The organism is Massilia sp. P1_C10, assembly GCF_056406475.1.
The window spans coordinates 712254-738532 of record NZ_JBFUAC010000002.1 but is presented as its reverse complement, the minus strand read 5'-3'; the positions used below and the strand labels follow the sequence as shown (position 1 = coordinate 738532).

Sequence of the window (26279 nt, the reverse complement as noted above, 5' to 3'; positions counted from 1 at the left end):
ACAATGCAGTGATGGAGAACTTCTTTGGCATCCTCAAAAGCGAGATGTTTCATCGAACGAAATTCAGCAGCGTCGACCAGTTACAGCTCGCGATCACAAGCTACATCGAATACTATAATTGCAAGCGCATTAAATCGAGGCTGAAGGGCCTGAGTCCTGTGAAGTACAGGATTCGGTACGCGATCAGCTAGTTATCCTCGCTGTCCAACATTTGGGTGGCACTTCAGTCCTGCGGACCTGACCCCATTTTCATTGCGCCGCTAGCAGCGCAGCCAACTGTTCAATCTCCACCGGCTTGACGAAGTGATAGTCGAACCCGGCCGCCTTCGACAGGATGCGGTCGTGCGCCTGGCCATAGCCGGTCAGCGCCACCATCAGCGCGGACGCGCCGTCGGGGCGCGCGCGCAGGCGCCGTGCCAGCTCGTAGCCGTCCATGTCGGGCAGGCCGATATCCAGGATGAATACCTCGATCGCAGCATTTGCGGCCACGCGCAATGCGCTTGCGCCATCTTCGGCCACGACCACCTGGTGGCCCTCCGAGCCAAGCAGCGCGGCGAGGGATTCGGCCGCATCGAGGTTGTCGTCGACGATCATCACCTGCCTCGATGCTGCACGCGTGGCGGTTGCGACGGGCGTGTCGGTCACGGGTGCCGCCCCGTCTTTCAGCGGCAGCAGCAGCGTAAAGGTGCTGCCCATGCCCAGCCCCTCGCTGTCGGCCAGCACGCTGCCGTTGTGCAGCGCGGCGATGCTCTTGACCAGCGCCAGTCCCAGTCCCAGCCCGCCCTGGGCGCGGTCTGGCGTGCGTTCGGCCTGGATGAACAGATCGAAGATGTGCGGCAGCAGCGAGGGCGCGATGCCGCTGCCGTTGTCGCGCACCGCGACCAGCGCCTCGCCGTCGTCGATGTCGAGCGACAGCGTGATCTCGCCGCCCTGCGGCGTGTACTTGGCGGCGTTGTTGAGCAGGTTCGCGATGACTTGCACCAGGCGCGTCTTGTCGCCGTCCACGTGGGCCGGCTCGGAGGCGATGCGCAGGGTCAGGTGATGGCGCCGCGCTTCGATCAGCGGACGCGCCTGTTCGACCGCGCTGGCGATCGCCTGCTTCAGGTCCAGGTCCGATTTCTCCAGCTGCACCAGGCCGCGGGTGACGCGCGACACGTCGAGCAGGTCGTCGACCAGGTGGGTGAGGTGGCGCACCTGGCGGCTGATGATGTCGCTGGCGTGGTGCACGCGCTGCTGGTCGATCGCCTGGATTTTCAGCAACTGCGCCGCGCTGCTGATCGGCGCCAGCGGATTGCGCAACTCGTGCGCCAGCATCGCCAGGAATTCGTCCTTGCGCCGGGCCGCCACGCGCAGCTCGTCCTCGGCCAGCTTTTGCGCGTGGATATCGGTGCAGGTGCCCATCCAGCGGATGATGCGGCCGGCCTCGTCGCGCACCGGCAGCGCGCGTCCCAGCACCCAGCGGTATTCGCCGGAGTGGTGGCGCAGGCGGTACTGGATCTCGTAGGTTTTGCCGCTGGCCAGGCAGTTCTGCCAGGCGTCCCACGCGCGCGCCTGGTCTTCGGGATGGAACATGCCGGTCCAGGCCTCGCCGTCGGTCGAGCCTTCGGGCACGCCGGTGAACGCGTACCACTGCTGGTTGTAGTAGTCGTGAAAGCCGTCGGGCAGGGTCGACCACACCATCTGCGGCATGGCGTCGGCGATGGTGCGAAATTTCGCCTCGCTGTCGCGCAGCGCCCACACGCTGCGCAGCCGTTCGCTGGCGGTGCGCGCGCGCTCGGCCACTTCCCTGATCAGGCCGAGTTCGCCGCTGGTCCATGCGCGCGGCAGCGCATTGTTGACATACAGGATGGCCACCAGCTCGCCTTGCTCGAGCACCGGCACATTGACGAAGGCGTTGGCGCTGTGCGCGGCATAGCTCGCGGCGACTGTCGCGGTGCGCGGATCGGAGCCGGCATCGTCGACGGCGATGAATTTTCCGCGTTTCAGGTCCTTGATGAAGGCGCCGTAGCCGCTCAGGCTCCAGGTGCCGGCCAGCGTTTGAACTCCGGGCGCGCACCAGTCGCGTTCGACGCGCAGCGTTTCCGCTGCCGGGTCGGTGGTGCCGTAGCCGACCCGGTCCGCAGCCAGCGCCTCGCCCAGGATCCGGGCCGCGGTGAAGCTGATGTCGTCGGGCGTCTTCAGGTCGCGCAAGGCATCCGTCAGCGCCACCAGCGCGTCGCGGCGCGCGTCCGCGTGCACCCGGTCGGACACGTCCACGCCCTGCAGCAGGACGCCGCGCACGCCGCCGTCGTCATCCCGGATCGGCTGCAACACGAAGTCGATGTAACGCTCCTCGACCGGACCGCCGGGAATCGGCTGTACCGGGCAGCGCACGCCATTCGCCGCAAACGGCCTGCCGCCGCGGTAAACCTCGTCGAGCAGGCGCTGGAAGTCGTGCGCGGCTATCCCGGGCACCTCGGAGATCGCCTTGCCCACGACGTCGCGGTGGCCGATCAGCCCGTGGTAGCCGGAGTTGACCACTTCGACGCGGTGATCCGGGCCGGTCAGCATCGCCATGAAGGTCGACGACTGCTGGAACAGGTTGGCGAACTGGGTGCGCAGGTCGCCGGCGTCGCCGTGCGCCGGAATGTCCTGTTTGGCCAGCACCGCGTGTGCCTGCGATGTGACGAACGCAGTCACGTCTTCGACCCGGTGGATGATCTGCGCCACCTCGCCGTTCGCGTCGAGCACCGGGGTGTTCACGGGATTCCAGAAGCGCTCCTGGAAGCTGCCGTCGGGCAGGGGGATGTCGTACTTTTGCACCGCCATCGTGTCCGGGGCGCGGCTCGCCAGCACGCGCAGCAGCGAGGCGCGCAGCTTCGGCACCCCGTCCGCATGGGGATCGCCCGGATTGTCGGGGAACACTTCGAACAGCGGGCGGCCGACGATCTCCGCGCGACCCTTCACGGTCGCTCTCAGATAGGCGTCGTTGACCGCGACGATCGTGAAATCGGGCGCGAGCACAAGATAAGGCGCGGGGGTGGCCTCGAACAGGGCCCGGTAGTTCACGGGTGAGGGATGCGGTGCGGCGAAGTCGGTCATGGTTCGATAGATTATGGGCGTTACCCAAAGTAGCTGCCGCCGCACCGAGATTGGACCTGACTGTTGCAGTGGAGTCAAGTACCGCACGATTGCCCCGACAAGGTAAAATGGCGCCTTCCCCGCATTGTCCCTCCCATCATGACCCAACGTCTCGTCCTCGCCTCCAACAACGCCGGCAAACTGAAGGAATTTTCCGCCATCCTGGCGCCGCTCGGCTTCGAGCTGCATCCTCAGGGAGAATTCGATGTGCCCGAAGCGGAAGAACCGTTCGGCACCTTCGTCGAAAACGCGCTGGCCAAGGCGCGCCATGCTTCGCGCCTGACCGGCCTGCCGGCGCTGGCCGACGATTCCGGCGTATGCGTCAACGCGCTGGGCGGGGCGCCGGGCGTATGGTCGGCACGCTACGCCGGCGAGCCGAAGTCGGACGCGCGCAATAACCAGAAGGTCATCGGCGACCTGGAAACGCATGTCGACAAGTCGGCCTATTATTACTGCGTGCTGGTGTACGTGCGCCACCCGGACGATCCGCAGCCGGTGATCGCCGACGGCGTATGGGCCGGCGAGATCAGCCCGGTCGCGCGCGGCGACAACGGCTTCGGCTACGATCCGCATTTCTGGCTGCCGGCGCTGGGCAAGTCCGTCGCGGAGCTGGATCCGGCCGAAAAAAACGCCCGGTCGCACCGCGGCCAGGCCCTGCGCGCGCTGGTCGGGAAGCTGAAATGATTCCGATCAAAGTCGCCGGCGCCGCGCCAAAGACCCAGCCGCGCTCGCCCGCATCGAGCGCCTTGCAGTACCTGCAGCCGGGCGCGCTGAACCTGGCGGCGCTGCCGCCGCTGTCGCTGTATGTCCATTTCCCGTGGTGCGTGCGCAAATGCCCGTACTGCGATTTCAATTCGCACGAGGCGCGCGGCGCGTTCCCGGAGCAGGAATACCTGGACGCGGTGCGCCTCGACCTGGAACAGTCGCTGCCGCTGATCTGGGGCCGCAAGGTCTACACGGTGTTCATCGGCGGCGGCACGCCGAGCCTGATGTCGGCCAAAGGTCTGGACCAGCTGCTGTCGATGGTGCGCACCCTGCTGCCGCTCGACATCGACGCCGAAATCACGATGGAAGCCAATCCGGGCACCTTCGAAGCGAAGAAGTTCAAGTCGTACCGCGACAGCGGCGTGAACCGCCTGTCGATCGGCATCCAGAGCTTCAATGCCGATCACCTCAAGGCGCTGGGCCGCATCCACGACGACGGCGAGGCGCGCCGCGCGGTGGAAATCGCCCAGGCCAACTTCGACAACTTCAACCTCGACCTGATGTACGCGCTGCCGGCGCAGACGCTGGCGCAGGCCGAGCAGGACTTGGCCACGGCGCTATCGTATTCGCCGCCGCACCTGTCGCTGTACCACCTGACGATGGAGCCGAACACGGTGTTCGCCAAGTTCCCGCCGGTGCTGCCCGACGACGACGCCAGCGCCGACATGCAGGACATGATCGCGGAAGTGACCGCGAAGGCCAGCTTCGAGCATTACGAAGTGTCGGCGTATGCGCAGCCGGGGCGCCGCGGACGCCACAACATGAATTACTGGGAGTTCGGCGATTACCTGGGGATCGGGGCGGGCGCCCACTCGAAGCTCTCGTTCCCGCACCGCATCCTGCGCCAGGCCCGTTTCAAGCAGCCGGAGTCGTACATCAAGGCGGCGCAGGCCGGCAATCCGGTGCAGGAAGAGCACGAGATCTCGCGCGCGGACATGGGCTTCGAGTTCATGCTCAATACGATGCGGCTGACGGAGGGGTTCTCGCCGAACCTGTTCGGCGAGCGCACCGGCATGGGAATCAATGCGATCGAGGCGCCGTTGAATGCGGCCGAGGCCAAGGGGCTGGTCTACCGCGACCACAAGATCATCCGGCCGACCGCGCTGGGACAGCGCTTCCTGAACGACCTGCAGCAGATGTTCCTCGGCGCCTGAAAGATGGGGTCAGGTCCGCCGGACCTGACCTCGATGCGGCAGCTGCCTCAGGCCAGCATCAAGCGCGGTTGTTTTGCCGCCAGCCTGAATCCGCCCGCCACGCTGGCCAGCGTCTCCGCCTGTTCCTGCATGCTGGCCGCCGCGGCCGCCGCTTCTTCCACCAGCGCCGCGTTCTGCTGCGTCACCTGGTCCATCTGCGCGATCGCCTCGTTCACCTGGTCGATACCGATGCGCTGCTCCTGGCTGGCCGAGGTGATCTCCGACATGATGTCGTTGACGCGGGCGACGCTGTCGACCACTTCCTTCATTGTCGTGCCGGCTTCCTGCACCAGCTTTGTGCCGATATTGACCTGGCCGACCGAGTCGCCGATCAGGTCCTTGATCTCTTTCGCGGCGCTGGCCGAACGCTGCGCCAGCGAGCGCACTTCCGACGCCACCACCGCGAAGCCGCGGCCCTGTTCGCCGGCGCGCGCCGCTTCCACCGCTGCGTTGAGCGCCAGGATGTTGGTCTGGAAGGCGATGCCGTCGATGACGCCGATGATGTCGACGATCTTGCGCGACGACGAATCGATCGATCCCATCGTGTCGACCACCTTGCCGACGATGTCGCCGCCCTTGGCCGCGACGGTCGACGCGGCCAACGCGAGCTGGTTTGCCTGGTAGGCGTTGTCCGCGTTCTGGCGCACGGTCGACGTGAGTTCTTCCATCGACGCCGCGGTCTCCTCGAGCGAGCTGGCCTGCTGCTCGGTGCGCGCCGACAGGTCGAGGTTGCCGGCGGCGATCTCATTGGAGGCGGTGGCGATCGAGTGGGTACCGGTCTGCACCTCGGAGACGATCTTGAAAAGCGAATCGTTCATCGACTTCAGCGCGCGCATCAGGTCGCCGATCTCGCAGTGCGAAGCGGCGCGGAAGGCCGTGGTCAGGTCGCCGTTGGCGACGGTTTCGGCGACGTCGATCGCTTCTTTCAGCGGACGCGTGATACTGCGCGAAATCAGGTAGGCGAACACGGCGCCGATGGCGACCACCAGCACGCCGAGCAGCAGCAACAGCTTGAACGCGCGCGCGCTGGCCGCTTCGAGAGCAAGCGCGGTGTCGTCGATCGCCTTGCGCTGGAACGCCTGGAGCGCTTTGACCCGGGACGAATACGACTCGGCGGCCGGCATGAAGGTGTCATTGAAAATGCGCACGCTGCCCTCGGCGTCGCCGGCCTTCTTTGCATTCATCACTTCGACCTTCGCGGCCTGGTATTTGGCGCGGTCGGCGACGATCGCCTTGAGCATGGCTTTTTCTTCATCGCTGGTCAGCACCGCTTCGACCTGCTTGATCAGTTCCGAGGTCCTGGTCACGCTGTCGGCGATCGGCTTGGCGAAGGTGGTCGACAGGGTGTCGTCGCTGCTGCGCGCGATCATCGCTGTGCGCGAGATGGCCGAGTAGGTGTACAGGTACCAGTCGGTGACCAGGCGCTCCTTGACCAGCGGAAGCTCGGTCATGCGCTTGGTTGACTCGGCGGCGGCGCGCGCCGTGATGAGCGAGTAAGTGGTCGATGCGATCGACAGCAGCAAAACAATGGCGAAGCCGACTGCCAGCCGCGTGCCGATACGTAAATTCGAAAACATGATGATTGCCCGTCGGTGGATATAAAAATGATACTTCTAGGCAATTATTATGCGCTCATGCGGCGTCGCGGGCTATACGCAGAAGCCGTAGTGTTGTTGAGCGGAAACAAACGTGTCGTCTGACCTAGCCGAGCCGACAAGGCCGCGAGGAAGCGGGCCGGCGCGGCCGGCCCGCTTCGGGGCTGGTCAGCGAACCTCGCTCCAGCCGCCGCCCAGCACGCGGTACAGCGTGACCTGGTTCTGCAGGCGCAGCAGGTTGGCCTGCACCGCCGCCTGCTGCGCCGCGAACAGCGAGCGCTGGGCATCGAGCAGGTCGAGGTACGACGCCGCGCCTGCCTTGTAGCGCAGGTCGGACAGGTTGAAGCGGTCCGCTTCCGCCGCCGCCACCGAACGCTGGGCGCGCAGCTGCTCGGCGTACGTGGCCTGGCCGGCCAGCGCGTCCGACACTTCGCGGAACGCCAGCTGGATGCTCTTCTCGTACTGCGCCACGGCGATGTCGCGGCCTGCCTTGGCGCTGCCCAGCGTGGCGCTGTTGCGGCCGTAGTCGAAGATCGGCAGCACCGCCTGCGGCGCGAAGGTCCAGCCGAACGAGCCGCTCTTGAACAGGCCTGACAGATGCGAGCTGGCGGTGCCGGCGCTGCCGGTCAGCGCGATGCGCGGGAAGAAGTTGGCGCGCGCCGCGCCGATGTTGGCGTTGGCGCCGATCAGCTGCTGCTCGGCCGCGCGGATGTCGGGGCGCACCGCCAGCAGGTCGGACGGCAAGCCGGCCGGCAGTTCGGACAGCTCGGTCTGGGCCAGCGTGCGCGCCGGCGCCAGGTTCTCCGGCAGCGGCTGGCCCACCAGCAGCGTCAGCAGATTAGCGTCCTGCGCGCGCTGGCGCATCTGCTGCGCCAGGACCACGCGCGCGGTGTCGACCAGCGACACGCCTTGCTGCAGGTCGAGCTTCGACACCACGCCGTTGTCGAACTTCAGCTGGATCAGCTTGAGCGACTCCTCGCGCCCGGCCAAGGTCTGGCGGGTCAGCGCCAGCAGTTCGTCGTCGGCCAGCAGCGCCAGGTAGGCGTTGGCCACCGACGCGACCAGGCTGATGTGCGCCGCCTTGCGCGCTTCGCCGGTGGCGAGGAATTGCGCCAGCGCCGCGTCGGAGAGGTTCTTCACCCGGCCGAACAGGTCCAGCTCGAAGGCGCTGACGCCGAAGCCGGCCTGGTAAGTGCTGGTGATGCTGTCGTTCGAGCCGGGCAGGCGGCTGCCGGAAATCGCCGCGTTCACGGTGGGCAGGCTGTCGGCGCGGCGGATTTGGTACTGCGCGCGCGCCTGCTCGATGTTGAGGATCGCCACGCGCAGGTCGCGGTTGTTGGCCAGCGCCAGTTCGATCAGCTGCTTCAGGCGCGCGTCGGCGAAGAAGCGCTGCCAGGAGATTTGCGAGGCCGCTTGCGTGGCCGCCGGACTGGCTTCGGGGAAGCTGGCGGCCACCGGCGCCGCCGGGCGCTCGTATTTCGGCGCCAGCGACATGCAGCCGGTCAGCGCGAGGGCGAGCGGCAGCGCGCCCAGGGTGAATCGTTTCATCATATTTTTTCCTCAAATGCGACAGATGCTTCTTCTTCATGCGCGTACTTCTTGCGCTGGCGCTCGCTGCCTTTGAATATGGACCTCACCACGACGAAGAACACCGGCACAAAAAACACGCCGAGCGCGGTCGCGGTGACCATCCCGCCCATCACGCCGGTGCCGATGGCGCGCTGGCCGGCGGAGCCCGCGCCGTTGGCGATCGCCAGCGGCAGCACGCCCAGGATGAAGGCCATCGACGTCATCAGGATCGGGCGGAAGCGCAGGTGGCAGGCGCGCAGCACGGCTTCCTTGAGCGGCACGCCCTGGGCCTGCAGGTCCTTGGCGAACTCGATGATCAGCACCGCGTTCTTGGCGCCCAGGCCGATGATGGTGATCAGGCCAAGCTTGAAGTAGACGTCGTTCGGGAAGCCGCGCGCGGTCGCCGCCAGCAGCGCGCCGAGCACGCCGAGCGGCACCACCAGCAGCACCGCGACCGGGATCGACCAGCTTTCGTACAGCGCGGCCAGCGCCAGGAACACCGCCAGCATGGCGAAGCCGAGCAGCACGAACACGGTCGAACCGGACAGCTTTTCCTCGCGCGACTGGCCGGTCCACTCGAATGCGAAGCCGGCGGGCAGCTGGGCCGCCAGGCGTTCCATCTCGTCGAGCGCCTGGCCGGTACTGTGGCCCGGCGCCGCATCGCCCGACAGGCGCATGGTCGAGTAGCCGTTGTAGCGCACCGTCTGCATCGGGCCGGTGACCCAGCGCGTGGTGGCAAATGCCGACAGCGGCACCGGCCGGCCCTGGGCGTTGGCGGCGTTCAGCTTCAGCAGGTCATCGGGCTGCATGCGCGTCGGCGCGTCGGCCTGGACGACCACGCGCTGCAGCCGGCCGGCATTCGGGAAGTCGTTGATGTAGGCCGAGCCGAGCGAGGTAGACAGCGCCGCGTTGACCGAGTCGAACGACACGCCGAGCGCATTGGCCTTGTCGCGGTCGATGTCGAGCTGCACCTGCGGCGCGTCTTCCAGGCCTTCCGGACGCACGCCGGTCAGGATCTTGCTCTGCGCGGCCATGCCCATCAGCTGGTTGCGGGCGGCCACCAGCGCTTCGCGGCCATTGCCGGCGCGGTCCTGCAGGCGGAACGAGAAGCCGGTGCCGCGCCCCAGTTCCGGAATCGGCGGCGGCGACAGCGCGAACACGAACGAATCGCGCTGCTTCGACATGGCGCCGGTGATGCGGTTGGCGACGTCCTGGGCGCCCTGGCCCGGGCCCTTGCGCTCGTGCCAGTCCTTCAGCGGGATGAACGCCAGCGCCACGTTCTGGCCCTGGCCGGAGAAGTTGAAGCCGACCACGCCGACCATGTCGGCCACTTCCGGCTGCTTCATGATGAAGGCCTCGGCATCGGCCAGGACCTTGCTGGTGCGCTGCGTGGTGGCGCCGGCCGGCAGCTGGATGTTGGCGATGATGTAGCCCTGGTCTTCGTTCGGCAGGAACGACGACGGCATGCGCATGAACATCAGCGCGACGACGCCGATCACGACGGCGAACACCGCCAGCGCCCGGCCGGTGCGGCCCAGCGTCTTGGCGACGATGCCTTCGTAATTCTTGGCGGTGCGCGAGAAGCCGCGGTTGAACCAGCCGAAGAAGCCGGTCTTGGCATGGCCGTGGCCCGCTTCGACGGGCTTGAGCAGGTGGGCGCACAGCGCAGGCGTCAGCGACAGCGCCATGAACGCGGAGAAGAAAATCGACGACACCATCACCGCCGAAAACTGGCGGTAGATGTTGCCGACCGCGCCGGCGAAGAACGCCAGCGGCACGAACACCGACATCAGCACCACGGTCACGCCGATGATGGCGCCGGAGATCTGGCCCATCGCCTTGCGCGTCGCTTCGAGCGGGGGCAAGCCTTCCTCGCTCATGATGCGTTCGACGTTTTCGACCACCACGATGGCATCGTCGACGACGATGCCGATCACCAGCACCATGCCGAACATGGTCAGCACGTTGATCGAGAAGCCGAACGCCAGCAGCGCGCCGAGGGCGCCGAGCAGGGCGACCGGCACGACGATGGTCGGGATGATCGTGTAGCGGAAGTTCTGCAGGAACAGGTACATCACCAGGAACACCAGGATCACCGCTTCGACCAGCGTCTCGACGACCTGCTTGATCGAGATGTCGACGAACTTCGAGCTGTCGAACGGGATTGCGTATTTCATCCCGGGCGGGAAGTACTTCGACAATTCCTGCATGCGCTTCTTGACCAGCGTGGCCGTTTCCAGCGCGTTGCCGGACGAGGACAGCTGGATGCCGATGCCGGTCGACGGCTTGCCGTTCAGGCGCGCCGAGGTGGCGTAGCTCTGGCCGCCGATTTCGATGCGGGCGACGTCGCGCAGGCGCACGGCCGAGCCGTCGGTATTGGCGCGCAGGATGATGTTGCCGAACTGCTCGACGTTGCTGAGCTGGCCGGTGACGACGACGGTCGCCGTGATGGTCTGGCCGGCTTCGAGCGGCAGGTCGCCGATGGTGCCGGACGCCACTTGCGCGTTCTGCGTGCGGATGGCGTTGTTGACGTCGGTCGGCGACAGGTTGAAGCCCTGCAGCTTGGCCGGGTCGATCCAGATGCGCATCGCCTTTTCGGTGCCGAACAACTGGGCCTGGCCGACGCCCTTGATGCGCTGGATTTCAGGCAGCACGGTGCGCGAGGCGTAGTCGCCGAGCGCGATCGGGTCCCATTTCGGATCGTCCGACGACAAGATGGTAAACATCAGGAAGTTCGAACGGGCCTGGTCGACCCGCACGCCTTGCTGCACCACCGCCTGCGGCAGGCGTGGGGTGGCGCGTCCGAGACGGTTCTGGACGTCGACCTGGGCCAGCGCCGGATCGGTGCCGGTCTCGAACGAGAGCGTCAAGGTGCCGGTGCCGTTGGCCTGGCTGATCGACTCCATGTAGATCAGTCCCGGCGAGCCGTTCATTTCGCGTTCGATCACGCTGATGACGCTGTCCTCGAGGGTCTGGGCGGAGGCGCCCGGGTAAGCGGCGGTGACCACGATGGACGGTGGCGCGACGGTAGGGTATTGGGCGACCGGCAATTGTTTGATTGCCACTCCGCCCACCACCATGATGAACAATGCGATCACCCACGCGAAAATGGGGCGGTCAATAAAGAAGCGAGCCATGAAGGAATCCTGTGTCTGTTATTTGCTGGCGGCTGGCGCTGCGGCGGCCGGGGCGGCGGCGGTTGCAGTCCACGGCACCGGCTTGACCGGGGCGCCCGGCACCATCATCTTCTGGAAGCCGTCGACCACCACCTGCTCGCCAGGTTTCAAGCCATCGAGCACGATCCAGCTGGCGCCTTGCTGCGAGCCGATCTTGACCGGACGCGGCGCCGGCTTGCCGTCGGCGCCGACAACGATGACGGTGTCGCCCTGGGTGCCGCGCGTGACGGCCTGCTGCGGCACGACGATGGCGGCCGGCAGCTGCTGCTGCGACAGGCGCACGCGCACGTACTGGCCGGGCAGCAGCGCGTTGTCCGGGTTCGGCACTTCGGCGCGCAGCGCGACCTGGCCCGAGGTCGGGTCGACGGTCACGTCGGAAAACAGCAGCTTGCCTTTGCGCGGCAGTTCCGAGCCGTCGTCGAGCAGCACGGTGACGGGGACGCCGCCGGCGGCAACGGCCTTGGCGCCGGCGTTGCGGCGCAGGCGCTGCAGGTCGGCGGCCGACTGGGTGATGTTCAGGTAGACAGTGCTGGTCTGCTGGATCAGCGCGAGCTGGGTCGCTTCGGCGGCCGACACCAGCGCGCCTTCGGTGACCAGCGCGCGGCCGATGCGGCCGGCGATCGGCGCGGTGACAGTGGCATAGCCCGTGTTGATCTGGGCGATCTGCACGGCGGCGCGCTGCGCGGCGACGTCCGCTTCGGCCGTCTTCTGCGCGGCCACCACGTTGACGTATTCCTGCTTGCTGACGGCGTTCGCTTCGACCAGCGGCTTGTAGCGCTCGGCCTGGGCCGCGGCCTGGTTCAGGTTGGCCTGCGACTTGCCGAGGTTGGCGCGGGCGCTGGCCAGCGCGGCCTGGTAGGGCGCCGGGTCGATCTGGTACAGCGCCTGGCCGGCTTTGACTTCGCTGCCTTCCTGGAACAGGCGCTTGAGCACCACGCCGTTGACGCGGGCGCGCACCTGCGCCACCCGCACCGGCTCGACGCGCGCCGGCAGTTCGGTCTGCAGCGCGACAGGTTCGAATTTGGTGACGATCACGCCGACTTCGGGCGGCGGGCGGTTGCCGCCCGGCGCGCCGGCCTGGGCGGCATCCTTCGAGCCGCAGGCGGACATCGCGGCGAGGGCGAACAGGATGGCGGCGGCGATCCGTGTCATGGACAACGTGGAGGAGGAAGGGGAAGTGCGCATTGCGTGTGCATCCTTTGGAAATGCGGTTTTGTGACGGCCCGAGGGGCTGTGTTTACCGCTGGCTTTTATCGAATTTCCAGATATACTATCACGACTGTATGTTTAAATGTTTTGAAGCCCATAATTGAAGGGATGGCATGGTACGCAGGACCAAGGAAGACGCGCTGGCAACCCGCGACAGCATCCTCGATGCGGCGGAGCAACTTTTTGTCAAACAAGGCGTGTCGGGGACGACCCTACAGCATATCGCAACGGCTGCCGGTGTCACGCGCGGCGCGATTTACTGGCACTTCCTCGACAAGGGCGCGATGTTCAACGCGATGATGGAGCGGGTCAAGATGCCGCTGGAGGCGGCGCGCCAGCTGCTCGACGAGGCCAACGCGGCCGATCCGCTCGAGTCGCTGCGCGAGCACATGCTGTGCGTGTTCCGGGTGACGGTGGAAGATCCGCAGGCGCGGCGGGTGTTCGAGATCGCCACCCTGAAGATGGAGTTCGTCGACGAATTGAATGCGGTGCGCGAGCGGCGCAAGCAGAACCAGGAGTTGTGGATGGCGCGCACCGAAGCGCGGATCCGCGACGGCATCGCCAGCGGGCAGGTCAAGCCCGACGTCGATGCGCAGGCGGTGGCGCTGGGGCTGTGGGCGATCATGGATGGCTTGCTGCGCACCTGGCTGCTCGACCAGCAGGCGTTCGACCTGATGAAGCTGGGAACGCAGATCGTCGAGACGCACCTGGCCTGTTTGCGGGCATAAGCGCCTGCGGGGGCCTGGTCCTGCGGACCTGACCCCCACCTCGATCAGCGCAGCGCGGCGATCATCTGCTTCAGCTTGCCCGAATCGGCGCAGAACGCGCGGATGCCTTCGGCCAGCTTCTCGGTCGCCATCGCGTCTTCGTTCATCATGAAGCGGAAGGTCTTCTCATCGATCGACACTTTCTCGACGCTGGCGCCGGCCGCTTCCGCCCCCAGCTTGCGCGCCACCGGCGCTTCGGTGTCGGCCATCTGCTGCAGCAGGTCCGGCGAAATCGTCAGCAGGTCGCAGCCGGCCAGTTCCAGGATCTGCGAGGTGTTGCGGAAGCTCGCGCCCATCACTTCGGTCTTGTAGCCGAACTTGCGGTAGTAGTTGTAGATGCGCTTGACCGACTGCACGCCCGGATCGTCGGCGCCGGTGTAGTCCATGCCGGTCGATTTCTTGTACCAGTCGTAGATGCGGCCGACGAACGGCGAAATCAGCTGCGCGCCCGCTTCGGCGCAGGCGATCGCCTGCGGCAGCGCGAACAGCAAGGTCATGTTGCATTTGATGCCTTCGCGCTCGAGGATCTCGGCGGCGCGGATGCCTTCCCAGGTCGAGGCGATCTTGATCAGCACGCGGTCGCGCCCGATGCCGGTCGCTTCGTACAGCGCGATCAGCTCGCGGCCCTTGGCCACGTTGGCCTCGGTGTCGAACGACAGGCGCGCATCGATCTCGGTCGAGACGCGGCCCGGGATGATCTTCAGGATCTCGACGCCGAACGCGATCAGCAGGCGGTCGATGACGTCGCCGGTCGACAGGGTCGGGAAGTCGCGCACGGCCTGCTCGAGCAGCGGGCGGTACTCCGGCTTTTGCACCGCCTTCAGGATCAGCGACGGATTGGTGGTGGCATCGCGCGGCGTGTACGCCTTGATCGACTGGAAATCGCCGGTGTCGGCGACCACGGTGGTGAATTGCTTGAGCTGTTCGAGTTGATTCATGGCGTACGCAAGTGGAAAGAAGTCGGGTCCGTATTGTACCAAGCGGAAATCATCGCCGCCCAACGGGATTCGTCGCCGTTGCCCGTTTGCAATCGCGCGCCGCCTGGTGTTGTCATCGTTACACTGTGTCCAGGCCAATTTCACCGGAAACCTTTCTATAGGAGCAGCACATGATCAAGAAAACCCTCATCAAGGCAATGCTCGGCGTCGCCGCCACCACCGCCATGCTGGCCGCGTTCGGCGCCCAGGCGCAGACCGCCACGGTGCGGCCGCCGAAGGTTGGCGAAGCGAACGACCATACGTCGCCGAACGCGGTAAAGCAGCCGGCCGGCCGCATCGCCAACGCCACCGGCGACATCAATCCTGGCGTGGTGCCGCCGATCGTGGGCGAAGCGAACGATCACACCTCGGCGAACGCTGAACCGCGCCCGGCGCCGAAGGCGAAGTCGATGAAGAAGAAGGTAAGGAAGGCCAAGGTGAAGCCGCCGGTGACGGGCGAGGCGAATGACCATACGGCGCCGGGCGGCAGCACCGAAGCGGCCAAGGCGGCCAAGGCCGCGAGCATGTAACGCTCAGCCGAACAATACAGATACGAATCAATGCGATACGCATAGTCCGTATGCATATATCGCCGATTCGCCACGTTTTATTGTTCGGTTACTATTCGTTACCTAAATTTGTTTGCTTGGCAGTAATGGGATTGTAATAATGGCGGGGCCGTCGAGAACTTACCGCTCGGCGCCCCCTTAATGATTACTAAAAAGGTCCCACCATGTTCAAGAAAATCGCAATCGCAGCGGCTCTCGCCGTCGTCGCTTCGTCGTCGTTCGCGCAGCAGCAAATGGAGCGTCCGGCCGTCTACGCTGGCGTCGACATCGGCAGCACCAAGTTCGACGGTATCTCGGATCGCCAGAGCAGCTTCGGCGGCTTCGTGGGCTATCAGTTCCACCCTAATTTCGCCATCGAGGCAGGCTACAAGCGTCTGGGCGACTTCGACGTCATGGCCGGCGCCACCAAGGTCGGCGTGACCGTCGACCAGACCGCGCTGTCGTTCATCGGCTCGGTGCCGCTGCAGAGCGGCTTCAACGTCTACGGCCGTTTGGGCTACAACCGCCTCGACGCCAAGGGCAGCGTCTCCGGCTACGGCAGCGCCACCGATTCGACCTCGGGCGTTCTGTACGGCGTGGGCGTTGGCTACACCTTCACCCCGAACATCACTGCACGCCTGGAAGCCCAGCGTCCAAGCAGCGATTCGAGCAACATCGGCGCCAGCCTGTCCCTGAAGTTCTAAGGACAGCCGGTTGCAACGGAAAGCCCGCTTCGGCGGGCTTTTTTGCGTCTGCGCGCGATATCTTTCGCGCGCGCGCCGGCGTATGCTTGCGACATGGGCGTCGAACCTTGCGAGGAGAGCGATCATGGTGCTTCAATTTGGTGGCGCATTCTTTCTGTTCATCATCGGGTTGCTGCTGTTTTCGACGATCTGGATCTTCCGCGAGTACGAGCGCGGCGTCGTCTTCTTCCTGGGCCGTTTCCAGCGCGTGATGGGCCCGGGACTGGTGCTGATCATCCCGGCGATCCAGAAGGTGGTGCGGGTCGACCTGCGCACCGTGGTGCTCGAAGTGCCGACGCAGGACGTGATCTCGCGCGACAACGTGTCGGTCAAGGTCAGCGCGGTGATCTACTTTCGCATCATCGACGCGGCGCGCTCGGTGATCGAGGTCGAGGACTACCTCAACGCCACCAGCCAGCTGGCGCAGACCACCTTGCGCTCGGTGCTGGGCAAGCACCAGCTCGACGACATGCTGGCCGAGCGCGAGCGCCTCAACGCCGATGTCCAGCAGGCGCTCGACGCGCAGACCAACTCGTGGGGCATCAAGGTGTCCAACGTCGAAATCAAGCAGATCGACCTGACCGAATCGATGATCCGGGCGATCGCGCGCCAGGCCGAGGCCGAGCGTGAGCGTCGCGCCAAGGTGATCCACGCCGAGGGCGAACTGCAGGCCGCCGAAAAGCTGTTCGAGGCCGCGGAGATCCTGGCCAAGGAACCGCAGGCGATCCAGCTGCGCTACCTGGAAACGCTGACCGTGATCGGCGCCGACAAGAACACCACGGTCATCTTCCCGCTGCCGATGGACCTGGTACAGCACTTCCTGCAATCGGGGAAAAGCGCTTCCCCATAGAACCTTGCGCGATCGAACTGGAATATACGGGTGAACATCGACTGTTCGCCCTGGCGCCGCTGGCCGCGCGAGGGAAACCGAGAGAGGGAATGATCATGCGTACGACTATGGCATTGACGCTGGCGCTGCTGCTGGGCGGCTGCGCCACACCGGCGGAACGCGCCGCGCAACAGCAGCGCGAAGTGGACGAGATGATTGTCGTGTATGGGCCGGCGTGCGAGCGGCTGGGCTATGCGAACGGCTCCGATCAGTGGCGCTCGTGCATCCTGACCATGGACACCAAGAACGCGATCGCGCGCTACCGGACCTCGCCGACCACGACGACCTGCTTCGGCCATCGCGGCTTTTTCAACTGTTCTTCGTTCTGATGGCTTACCCGTGGCCGTGGGCGCGGATGGCGGTGATGCGTTTCACCGCCGGGTCGTAGATGGCATCGTAATAGCAGTCGCCGCCATCTGCGACCACCAGCCAGTCGGCGCGCAGCTGTTCAGGCGTGCGGCCCCACAATGAGCAGGCGCCGCTCAAGCGGACCACGCGTGCTCCTTCCTCGAGCACGCCCTGGTACTGCACCGTGTAACCCGAGATGTCGCGCATCGGCCTGCGGTTCTTCGGAACGATATCGATCGCCGACGACTTGATGGCGTTGGCGGCATCCATCGCGACCTCGATCGGCACTTCCCATCGTCCTCCGCGGACCTGGTGCCACTGAGGCAGATCCTGGGCGGCGGCGCTGACCGACGTTACGGCGGCGAGGATGAAGGCCGTGAAAATTCCTTTAGTGGCATTCATGGCGGCCGAAGGTTTTTTCCAGGAAATCGAGATAGGCCGGATCGTCCTTCGACAAGATCGCGCAATCGAACGGCGGCTGCTGGATTTTTCCGAACAGGTAGATGGTCGACGTCACGGCGAAAAACTCTTTTTCGTTTTGCAGGAAATGGGCGCGCTGATACGCCTGCGGATACTTGCCAGGCCGGCTTGCGGCCTCGAATGCGCGGATGATATCCGGATTCCTCAGCGTCAGGACGGCGAGGTGGTAGGCATGCATCAATTCGTGCAGCAGGATCGGCTTATTGGCCGGGAACACGATCGGCTGAATGCGCACGGCCGGCTCGCCATTACGCACGTCGAAGATACCGGGATTCCCGCGAACGGCCGGATCGACGATGATCCGGGTCTTCTTGAAAAACGCCAGTATCTCCGGCGGCAGGCCGCTTGCTTCGACGATGTCCAGTTGCTCTGCCACGGAGGCGAACGGCGCGCCCGCAAACGCCGCTTTCTGGCTGTCGTCGAGAAGATGATCATCGAGCGTGAAGCCGCGATGCGCCTGGTCCGCCAATGCGAAGGGAGAGAGCAGGCAAAGCAAACACAGTAGAAGCGTGCGCAATTTCATTGGCGCTCTCTCAGGCGAAGTCGGTCGCGTCGAGGAAAGCGGCGACCAGAGTTTCGAGCCCGGCCTGGTCTTCCTCGTTGAAGCGGTTCAGGGTCGGGCTGTCGATGTCGAACACGCCCAGCACGACGCCGTCCTTGATCAGCGGGATGACGATTTCGGCGTTCGACGCCGAGTCGCAGGCAATGTGGCCGGGGAAGGCGTGCACGTCCGGCACCAGCATCGTCTTGCGCTCGGCCGCCGCGGCGCCGCACACGCCACGTCCGAACGGGATGCGCGCGCAGGCTACCTTGCCCTGGAACGGGCCGACCAGCAGTTCCTGGCCGTCGCCTTTTTTGTTCGGGCGCGTCAGGTAGAAGCCGGCCCAGTTCAGTTCCGCGATGGTGTCGTAAATGAAGGCGGAGAACTGCGACGCGTTGGCGACCAGGTCGCGTTCACCTTCGAGGATGCTGGCGACCTGGCGGGTCAGCATGGCGTAATCGGGCTTGGTGGAGGCGGCGGGGGTGATGTGCATGATGCGATGGGCGTGTGGTTGCGAAAAATCACATTCTAACCTGCCATCCTCATAAGCGCCAACTAAGTCGCGCCGCATTGACCAATGGCAAATTCCCACAGCGTACGAATCCTAATATCAGCTCTTCAAGTGGTGCAGGGAGCGGCCGTGAAGACATCGGAGATCATCAATCAAGTGCGCGAGGCGCTTTCCTCGTTCACCAGCGACACCCGATTGTACGAACTCTCCTTTCCCGAGCAGCGCAAATCGGTTCCGCTGCTGGTTGAGGCGTTCGCTGCCGATGAGCGCGTGCTGGGAGTTGGATACCGGGACGTAATCGCCTTGTCCACCAACGGAAACATCGCGCATCAGTCTGTGCTCGGGCAGCGCGCCCGCTTGGCGATGAGCCTGGCCGACCGCACTCGGGCCGGCTTCGGCGGGTACGTGAGCGAGGTCGCCACACTGGGGTGCGACGGCGCCCTGACGCGCTATCGTCTGCGTCTGTCGCCATGGATTAGGCTGCTGACCCAGGTGCACAATAGCCGCGCATGGCAGAACTGCGGCGTGCGTGAAATTGTCGATGCCGTTTTCTCTCCCTATCAGCCGCATGCGCAGTGGCGCTGGAGCGACGAGGTCAACAGCTTCCTGGCCGATGCTGGGATTCGCGCCTCGTGCACCCAGTATCGTGAGACTGACGCCGAATTCGTCACCCGGCTGCTCACAGAAGAGGGATTGGCATGGCGATTTGAAGACGCTGACGGCCAGGATCGGATGGTACTGTTTTCGGACAGCAGCCGGTTGGTCGCCGTACCGGAAGACTCCAGCAGCGCTGGCGATGGCATCCGCTACCATGCCGCCAGCTCGGTCGAGCGCAGCGACAGCATTCAACACCTTGAAGAGATTCGCACGCTTGGAATTGGCACGGTGACCCTGTCGAGCTATGACTACATCGTCAAGCGGACCGTCAGCGTTAGTGTGCCAACGAGGTACCCAATCGGTGGCAAGTATGCGCAGGGGGTTGAAATATTTGACTGTCCGGGCCATGGCGCCTTCGCCGATAGGGGGCAGGCGCGCCGCAACGTCGAATTTCAGATGCAGGCGCATGAAGCCCGGACCCTGGTGTGGCAGGGGAGATCGACCGCGCGCACTCTGTGTGCAGGCACGCGGATTCGCGTCACCGGAATTCCGATGAAGAAGTACTGCTCTGAAATACCCGCGTTCGTGGTGCTGCGTGTCGCAAGCGCTGGCGTGAACAACCTGCCGGTAAGCGCGCGGGATGGCCTCGCCACATTATTCGGCCCGGTGGTGGATATGATTGGACAATCGTTGGGCGAGGTCGGGCTCGCCGGCTCCCACGCTCTGATCGATCAGGCGCGGCGCAGCGGCTACGCCAATTGTTTCGAGGCGATACCTGTGGAACGGCCATGGCGTCCAACTGCGGACGACAGCGCTTGCATCCGCGTGAGGCCTACCGCGACAGGCAGTCAGAGTGCGATTGTGGTGGGACCTGACGGCTCGGTTGAACCTAACGGCGCGGACGAAGTGCATTGCGACAGGATGGGGCGGGTCCGGGTTCGCTTCCATTGGCAGGAAAGCAGCGCCAATTGCTGGGTGCGTGTGGCACAGCGTTCGGCAGGCGCGCACATGGGAAGCCAGTTCATCCCGCGCATCGGCCAAGAAGTCCTGGTGAAATTCATCGAGGGCGATATCGATCAGCCGGTCATTGTCGGCGCGCTGTACAACGGTCAGGGTGAGGGCGGGGTGCCGACCACGCCAGGCGGGCGGGCCGATCAGATCAGTGATAGCGCCGTCTTCGAACCGGCGAACGATCATCGCCGCTCCGGCCAGGGCAATCTGGCCGGCGGCAATAGCCCGGTCTGGCATGGCGCATCGGGCGCCAGCGCCGGGCATCGTAATCCAGGCGCGCAGTGGGGTGTGCGCAGCAAGGAACTCGGAGGCCGGGGCTACAACCAGTTGGTGTTCGACGATACAGACGGCCAAGGCCGCGTTCAGCTGAAAACCACCCAAGCGGCCAGCGAACTCAATCTCGGGCACCTGATCCACAACGTGGACAATTATCGGGGGACCACGCGAGGCAGAGGCGCAGAGCTGCGTACGGATGCATACGGCGCCGTTCGTGCAGGCGAGGGTTTGCTCATCTCCAGCTACAAGATCGCTCATGCGCCACTATCTCGCGCCCCTGCGGGCAACAACATGGAAGGCAACGCATTGCTCAAGCGCGCGATGCAACTGGCCGCCAGCTTCAATGGTGCGGCGACGATGCACCAGAGCGTTGCCTTCGGCGCGCACCTGGGGTCCACGTCAGCGGACGCAAGTTCCACGGACAGCAAGGCGGCGCCATTGAAAGCTTTGTGGACCACCTCTGCGGGAGCAGTCAGTAGTTGCAGCCTGAGGGTAGCGAGGGCGGATGCGGCAGCGCGGAATACCAAACCGCACGACGACAAATTGGCTCACACCAGCGCACCCATGGTGGGCATCTCTGCGAAGGCCGGCCTTGGAATGGTGGCGGGTCAAGACGTGCAACTGGCGAACGGCGAAACAGTATCTTTGATGAACGGCATCGACAGCCAGTTCGTGGCCGGAGGTCAGATGCAGGTCCACAGTGGCCAAGCCATCGGCGTGCTCGCTGGGGCTGTGGGGGGCGGCGAGGACGGCGCCGGGTTGCAGTTGATTGCAGCGAAAGACGAGGTCGCGTACCAGGCGCAGTCCGACAAGCTGCAGGTGCAGGCGCGCGACGAGATCGACGTTGTCAGCGCCACCGCGCATATCGATTGGGCGGCGGCCAAGAGCATCAGCCTGTCGACCGCGGGGGGCGCCAATATCACCATCGCCGGTGGAAATATCACGGTGCAGTGCCCGGGAAAACTTATGGTGCACGCGGGGATGAAAAAGTTCGCTGCGCCGGATCGCCTCAGCTATCCATTGCCGAAGTTGCCCAGATCGGCAATGCCCGAGCGAGCGCTGAAATTCAAACTGCGGCTGGCGGATACGCCTGGGCCGCATGGCCATCCGCTGGCGCATACACCGTGGAAGATTGCTTCTGGCGAAATGCCATTCGGTTTGGCGTTTATTGACGAGGAAAGCATCGTCGCGCAAGGCGAGACCGATGCAGACGGAAATCTGGTGCTGACGGACCAGGAACAGTCGAAGGTGGCCAAGGCCTACTGCGCGAATCCAGAGCGCACCTGGCTGGTGTATCCAGGGCACACGGTGCGCTTGAATGTCGAAACCGAGTCGGCCGATTGGAGTGAGCAAGAAAAACTTTTGCAGGCGATGAATGCAGCAGACTTCAGCGGTGGCTTGCACAGCAGCCAGCATGACCCTGGCGCAGCACCTCAAGCCAGATACGCAAAGGCGGCATTCGATGTTTCGGCATCGAAGAACGTGTTCCCGAAAGTCAAAGAGTCGTAATTTCGGCCCATATCCTATTTCTGGATTCGTTCATGACCAGTAAACGCATCTCTCAGTTGGTTTCGGAAGAAGGCAAGCCGCTTGCGTCGGCGACTTCGGCGCCGGGCTGCTTCATTCATGACGGCGTGCCGCCCAAGGGCTATGCGGACATTCAGTGGGGCGATGTTTTCGCGGAACCTCGAAGTGGCAACAAGGTCGAGTTTTACGTGACCGGGGAGGAATATTTTGCTGCCGTCGCTGCAGCAATCGAAGGCGCGCAGGAGTCCATCTACATCACAGGCTGGCAGGTAAATTTCGACGTCGAACTGGTCAAAGGGAAGACACTGTTCGAATTTCTCGCGAAGGCGATCGACGGGAATCCCAACCTGCGCATTTACGTCATGCCCTGGATGTCGCCGAAGGTCGGCGTCGACACCGGAGATTTCGAAACCATGCTCGCGATTTTCCAGTTGAATGCTGGGCTTCCCCCGCCGGCGCGCGCGTTTGCGATGCCGGCGATTGCCCAAAGCGACATGCCTGCAGGCCTGGGCATCGGATTCTCGCACCATCAGAAACTGGTGGTGATCGACAATCGGCGCGCTTTCGTCGGCGGTATCGACCTTGCATACGGTCGTAGGGATGACGGCAGGTTTTCGCTTGCAGCGGACGGAAGGAAGGGCAACGAACTGTACAACTCTTGCATTCCTGCGCTCCATGAAATGTCCCATGTCGAACAAACGGATTACCTTACCCGCGCGGAAATGTTCGCAGCCTGCTTCGACGGCAAAGTGGGAGTGACCGGAACGTTCGTCACTTCGGCACCGTTGAAGTCGATTGCAAACGCCCAGGATTTTGTGCGGCCCGCCATCGACAAGAAAAATGAAGTTCAGAAGTCTGTTTCTGATTGGTGGGACAACGTGAACCTGATGCCGCAATTCCTGCGAAAGGTGCAGGACGTTCCGATCGATGCCGCGCAGGAGTTGTCGCGTTGGGCTTTCCATAAACTGGATCAGGAAGTCCAGCACAAGCTCGGAAAGCTTCGCGAGAGCGGCAGCGCCAACGCGGCCGATCGCGCCGCGGCCGTACTCGCTTGGCTCAACAACGCAAGCATGGATCAGCTGCCGCCGGCGATCCGCCAGGAGACGGTCACCCTGATTGAAACTTTTATTATCGCGACGATGACGCAGCTTGGGAACTTGACTGACCAGAAATCCGTGCGTTATGAAAATCTTAAGAAGCTAAAAAAGATGCTTCCGGCAAGCGCGAAGACGATCTCGTCTGATCAACCGCGTATGCCCTGGCATGACGTTCATTCGTCGATCATGGGGCCTTCAGTGAGCGACTTGAGCAGAAATTTCATTGGACGGTGGAACGGTATTGCGGCGCGCTACGAGCGGTCATACAAGTTTGTGACTAATGACGCGACAGTACGCACGATGTTTTCTTTCTTTGGAATCCAACCGACTGCATGGATACGAATTCCGAGGCTGCCAAGTTCAATCGCTCCGGACAAACAAGAGAAGGCGGGCGAAACGTGGGTCCAGGTTTTGCGCAGTGCCCCGTTGACCTTGCAGCTCGACGAGTGGAACAGCAATTCTGGCGACGGGCGCCGCAAGCCGCGGCCTGTCCGCGCCCAGAATAACTGTCTGAAGGCGATGCTCACGGCGATTCAGGGTGCGCAGAAGTTCATCTATATAGAAGGGCAGTTCTTTCAGTCGGCTTATGGCACCGATCTGACGAAAGAGGGGAAGCTCTCAGGTCCCATGGATGCATTGTTGGATATCACGAAGTCGCCGAACTACGGGAAGTATGCGCGACAGCTCGAAATCGTGGGGGTCTCGCCAACGAAAATCGTCAGCGCAATTCGCTGGTCGCAGATAGATGACGTTCGCGCCGATGCGAACGGCAAGGGCCGCGAGTTCATGAACGATCTTGACATGGTAATCAAGAACGCAGCGGCGATCGAGTCGTCTCGACGCATGGGGAAGGCGCAAGAAGAAGTCATAAATCCCATTGCTGACGCACTGGCGACTAGGATCGAAACGGCGATTTATGACGGGTTGCCATTTCATGTATATCTTGTCGTGCCGGTGCATCCCGAAGGGCCGTTGAACGCATTGAATATCATGACTCAGCTTCACCTGACGATGCAATCGCTGGTGTTTGGGGAAAGCAGTCTGGTCAATCGGATTCGGCGCGCGATGGCGGTCGCAGATTTGCTGCGAACGGAAAGCATGCCGATTGATTCGGCGAAAAGCATTGTCCGAAATTATCTGCCGGGGGAACTGGAGCGCAAGGTAAAGGAGGGATGGAAGAAATACGTTACGTTGTTGAATCTGCGCACTTGGGATCACTTAGGGCTGAGGCCGGTCACGGAACAAATTTACGTTCACTCGAAGTTGCTTATCGCTGATGACAGGGTCGCCGTGCTCGGCAGCGCGAACATAAACGATCGCAGCCAGTTGGGCGATCGGGATTCGGAGCTGGCGGTCGTTATCCGCGACGACGCGAAGGTATCAGCGAAACTCGACGGTAAGCGCGTCGAACTGGTGAGCGTATCGGTGCAGAATTTGCGATCACAGTTATGGTCCAAATTATTCGGACTTACGGGCGCCACACCTGCACCCGAGCTCCAATCAATAATCCTCGCACCAGCGGCGCCAGAGACGTGGATGGCGATTCAAAATCTTGCATATGCGAACGCGCTCGCTTATCAGCAGGCTTTCCCCTTCCTCGCGCGGGTCGCCGGTGAGTCTAGTTCAATCTGGCCGACATGGGTGCCCGATAAGCGTCGTCTGCACGGTCAGATGCCGTTTCATCCCAACTTTTGGCTGACTGTAAGAAGTAATTCAAAGCCCCTCAGCTGGGACGCTACCGCGCTTCTGCGCGAATCCTCCCCTGCGACCACGCGAGGCTATATCGTCGCGCTGCCGACGACTTGGACGGCGGGCGAGAACAACATCTCCAAAATGAATTTAACGTTATTGGCAGACCTCGCTGTGCCGACAGGCCAGCCGAGCGATTCATCAGGGAGCGGCGAAATTCGTCGGGCGGTCTGACGGGGTCTGAGTGAATTTCTGGTGATTGTAGTTTTGTAATTGAGGAGTGATCATGCGCCTTTGCTGGCATTCTCGAATCTATCTATCTTGTCTCCTGGTCGTATTGTTCTCTGGATGCAGCCGTGCGGAAGGCCAGCAATCCATCGCCTCGGACGAAGCACTTGCGGAGCGGCCGTCCAAATATCCTAGTCTTGAAGAAATGCTGGAAAGTACCGCGCCAGAATATCGTACACCGCAGGGTGCGCGACGCGATTGTCTAGGTCGCCTGACTTTCGATGTTGACCAATCGATTGAATGGGCTACTTTTTTTGACAGAAGAGTTACGGACAGCCTTCAAGGACGGAAATTCAGTGAAAACGTCTTTGATCGGGGCGACGTCATGGAATTCGGCAATGTCCGAATTGGAATCGTCGGGCCGGTTGATTCGCAGCTCGCAAGCCGAGTCCGAAGGAATATGCCTTCGGAAACAGATTATCTCGAAAAGTCGATTAATGACTTGTCCGATCGAATTCGTGAAATCAAAAATGCAGGAGTGCAGGAAGACGCATCCCGGGCCTCTCTCACTTGGTTCGTAGAGAAAATTGAACAACATCGAAAGACAATCCAGGAAATAAAGGAGGAATTCCCTGTGGCCGACTTCGGCATTCCAGGAAGTTACGGTTATTCGACGGAGTTTTTCGAGGGTAATGATGAATCGCTGAGGTACTCGGTCTACTTCGCGCATGTGCTGCGAGAGAAGTATGTCTACATGTTCCGGTCTCAAGAGCGAATCACACCTACGATGAGCAAGGAACAGCACAAGCAAAAACTGGTGGCGATACTGAAGAGTTTCCGTCCGCGCATACTACACGAGATCCCTTCTGAACTTGGCGTTTGCATTCCCCATGGGTTTATTGCCGACGACGGCAAAACCATCACCGACATTAAGCAATCGTTTCGTTGGGCGGACGCACCAGGTGTCGTGTACACCATCCATACGGGCAACGTAGACAGCCGCCGAATGAAGTTTACCCCGCTTACGGCGGGCGTAAGGGCCGCGGTGGGCTCCTTTGGCACCCCTGAAGAAAGCGAAATGAACAAACACGTCACCCGGCGTATTGGACCGCGCCCGTACAAAATGGGCGGATTGATGTCGGACCAGGGCGGGGTCGCATTGAAAATCCACAGGCCGGGAAAAGCGACTATCGAAACGTATTCTGTCTTTACCGGCTATTCGGGTTGGCTTAGTGTCGCTGTGCTTCCCTACATCCTCGTCGACATGCAAACATTCACGAGGGAGCAAGCTCCCGAACTCGCTCAGGATCCGCCTCCGTTCGCGCAGAGTATGGGCCGACTGGAGACTGTTTTGCGCAGCATGCGACTGCGCCCCACCGATCCCCCGATGCCCGAAATCGTTGCGGCATCCAAGAAGTAATGA

The 26279-nt window shown here is 63.2% G+C and carries 20 protein-coding genes; 11 read left to right on the top strand and 9 right to left on the bottom strand.

All coding sequences use genetic code 11. The features are described from left to right. Positions 1-191: IS3 family transposase (locus AC1D02_RS07655; RefSeq protein WP_477315347.1), on the top strand; the 191-nt coding region annotated here is incomplete at its 5' end. 58 nt (positions 192-249) lie between these two features. Here the strand turns inward: AC1D02_RS07655 and AC1D02_RS07650 are convergent. Then, a complete protein-coding gene (locus AC1D02_RS07650; protein WP_477315345.1) occupies positions 250-3081 on the bottom strand; it encodes a PAS domain-containing protein in 2832 nt (943 codons plus the stop codon). 138 nt (positions 3082-3219) lie between these two features. Here AC1D02_RS07650 and rdgB point away from each other — a divergent pair, with 138 nt between their 5' ends. Continuing rightward, positions 3220-3804 (top strand): RdgB/HAM1 family non-canonical purine NTP pyrophosphatase, encoded by a 585-nt coding sequence (rdgB, locus tag AC1D02_RS07645; RefSeq protein WP_477315343.1) that lies wholly within the window; start codon positions 3220-3222, stop codon positions 3802-3804. Continuing rightward, on the top strand, positions 3801-5039 hold the full coding sequence (gene hemW / locus AC1D02_RS07640) for a radical SAM family heme chaperone HemW (protein ID WP_477315341.1): 1239 nt from the start codon (positions 3801-3803) through the stop codon (positions 5037-5039). The genes rdgB and hemW overlap by 4 nt, the downstream gene beginning before the upstream one ends. A 47-nt stretch (positions 5040-5086) precedes the next feature. On the opposite strand, the gene AC1D02_RS07635 is transcribed toward hemW, so the two are convergent. The 4 genes from AC1D02_RS07635 to AC1D02_RS07620 form a co-directional block, all read right to left on the bottom strand. Continuing rightward, positions 5087-6655, bottom strand: a complete 1569-nt coding sequence (locus tag AC1D02_RS07635; protein ID WP_477315339.1) for a methyl-accepting chemotaxis protein — start codon at positions 6653-6655, stop codon at positions 5087-5089. A 186-nt stretch (positions 6656-6841) separates the two neighbouring features. Further along, complete coding sequence (locus tag AC1D02_RS07630; protein ID WP_477315337.1) at positions 6842-8224, bottom strand: efflux transporter outer membrane subunit; 1383 nt, start codon at positions 8222-8224, stop codon at positions 6842-6844. After that, a complete protein-coding gene (locus tag AC1D02_RS07625) occupies positions 8221-11379 on the bottom strand; it encodes an efflux RND transporter permease subunit (RefSeq protein ID WP_477315335.1) in 3159 nt (1052 codons plus the stop codon). Before AC1D02_RS07625 ends, AC1D02_RS07630 begins: the two co-directional genes overlap by 4 nt. Before the next feature lie 18 nt (positions 11380-11397). Beyond that, the gene (locus AC1D02_RS07620; protein ID WP_477315333.1) at positions 11398-12570 is read right to left on the bottom strand and encodes an efflux RND transporter periplasmic adaptor subunit; all 1173 of its coding nucleotides are present in this window, start codon (positions 12568-12570) and stop codon (positions 11398-11400) included. Positions 12571-12740: 170 nt separating this feature from the next. Between AC1D02_RS07620 and AC1D02_RS07615 the strand changes: the two genes are divergently transcribed. Continuing rightward, entirely contained in the window at positions 12741-13355 is a 615-nt protein-coding gene (locus AC1D02_RS07615; RefSeq protein ID WP_477315331.1) for a TetR family transcriptional regulator, read from the top strand. Between the two features lie 44 nt (positions 13356-13399). Here AC1D02_RS07615 and tal read toward each other — a convergent pair whose 3' ends face one another. Continuing rightward, complete coding sequence (gene tal, locus AC1D02_RS07610; RefSeq protein ID WP_477315329.1) at positions 13400-14332, bottom strand: transaldolase; 933 nt, start codon at positions 14330-14332, stop codon at positions 13400-13402. A gap of 170 nt (positions 14333-14502) precedes the next feature. Between tal and AC1D02_RS07605 the strand changes: the two genes are divergently transcribed. The 4 genes from AC1D02_RS07605 to AC1D02_RS07590 all read left to right on the top strand — a co-directional run bounded on the left by AC1D02_RS07605 (position 14503) and on the right by AC1D02_RS07590 (position 16880). After that, a complete protein-coding gene (locus AC1D02_RS07605; RefSeq protein ID WP_477315327.1) occupies positions 14503-14901 on the top strand; it encodes a hypothetical protein in 399 nt (132 codons plus the stop codon). Between the two features lie 203 nt (positions 14902-15104). Next, positions 15105-15623, top strand: a complete 519-nt coding sequence (locus tag AC1D02_RS07600; protein WP_477315325.1) for an outer membrane beta-barrel protein — start codon at positions 15105-15107, stop codon at positions 15621-15623. Positions 15624-15747: 124 nt separating this feature from the next. Then, positions 15748-16512 (top strand): slipin family protein, encoded by a 765-nt coding sequence (locus tag AC1D02_RS07595; RefSeq protein WP_477315323.1) that lies wholly within the window; start codon positions 15748-15750, stop codon positions 16510-16512. Between the two features lie 95 nt (positions 16513-16607). After that, positions 16608-16880: a hypothetical protein gene (locus tag AC1D02_RS07590; protein WP_477315321.1), complete on the top strand. Its 273-nt coding sequence runs from the start codon at positions 16608-16610 to the stop codon at positions 16878-16880. Positions 16881-16884: 4 nt separating this feature from the next. Here AC1D02_RS07590 and AC1D02_RS07585 read toward each other — a convergent pair whose 3' ends face one another. The 3 genes from AC1D02_RS07585 to AC1D02_RS07575 are packed head-to-tail and all read right to left on the bottom strand — an operon-like array spanning position 16885 to position 18413. Beyond that, the gene (locus tag AC1D02_RS07585; protein ID WP_477315319.1) at positions 16885-17301 is read right to left on the bottom strand and encodes a hypothetical protein; all 417 of its coding nucleotides are present in this window, start codon (positions 17299-17301) and stop codon (positions 16885-16887) included. Continuing rightward, entirely contained in the window at positions 17288-17902 is a 615-nt protein-coding gene (locus AC1D02_RS07580; protein WP_477315317.1) for a hypothetical protein, read from the bottom strand. The genes AC1D02_RS07585 and AC1D02_RS07580 overlap by 14 nt, the downstream gene beginning before the upstream one ends. 10 nt (positions 17903-17912) lie before the next feature. Beyond that, a complete protein-coding gene (locus tag AC1D02_RS07575; RefSeq protein ID WP_477315315.1) occupies positions 17913-18413 on the bottom strand; it encodes a GAF domain-containing protein in 501 nt (166 codons plus the stop codon). A 147-nt stretch (positions 18414-18560) separates the two neighbouring features. Between AC1D02_RS07575 and AC1D02_RS07570 the strand changes: the two genes are divergently transcribed. From AC1D02_RS07570 to AC1D02_RS07560, 3 genes are read left to right on the top strand one after another with little or no spacing between them, the layout of a single operon-like run. Next, the gene (locus AC1D02_RS07570; protein ID WP_477315313.1) at positions 18561-21824 is read left to right on the top strand and encodes a type VI secretion system Vgr family protein; all 3264 of its coding nucleotides are present in this window, start codon (positions 18561-18563) and stop codon (positions 21822-21824) included. Positions 21825-21856: 32 nt separating this feature from the next. After that, a complete protein-coding gene (locus AC1D02_RS07565) occupies positions 21857-24862 on the top strand; it encodes a phospholipase D-like domain-containing protein (protein WP_477315311.1) in 3006 nt (1001 codons plus the stop codon). A gap of 52 nt (positions 24863-24914) precedes the next feature. Then, complete coding sequence (locus tag AC1D02_RS07560) at positions 24915-26276, top strand: T6SS immunity protein Tli4 family protein (protein ID WP_477315309.1); 1362 nt, start codon at positions 24915-24917, stop codon at positions 26274-26276. Positions 26277-26279: the final 3 nt, after the last annotated feature.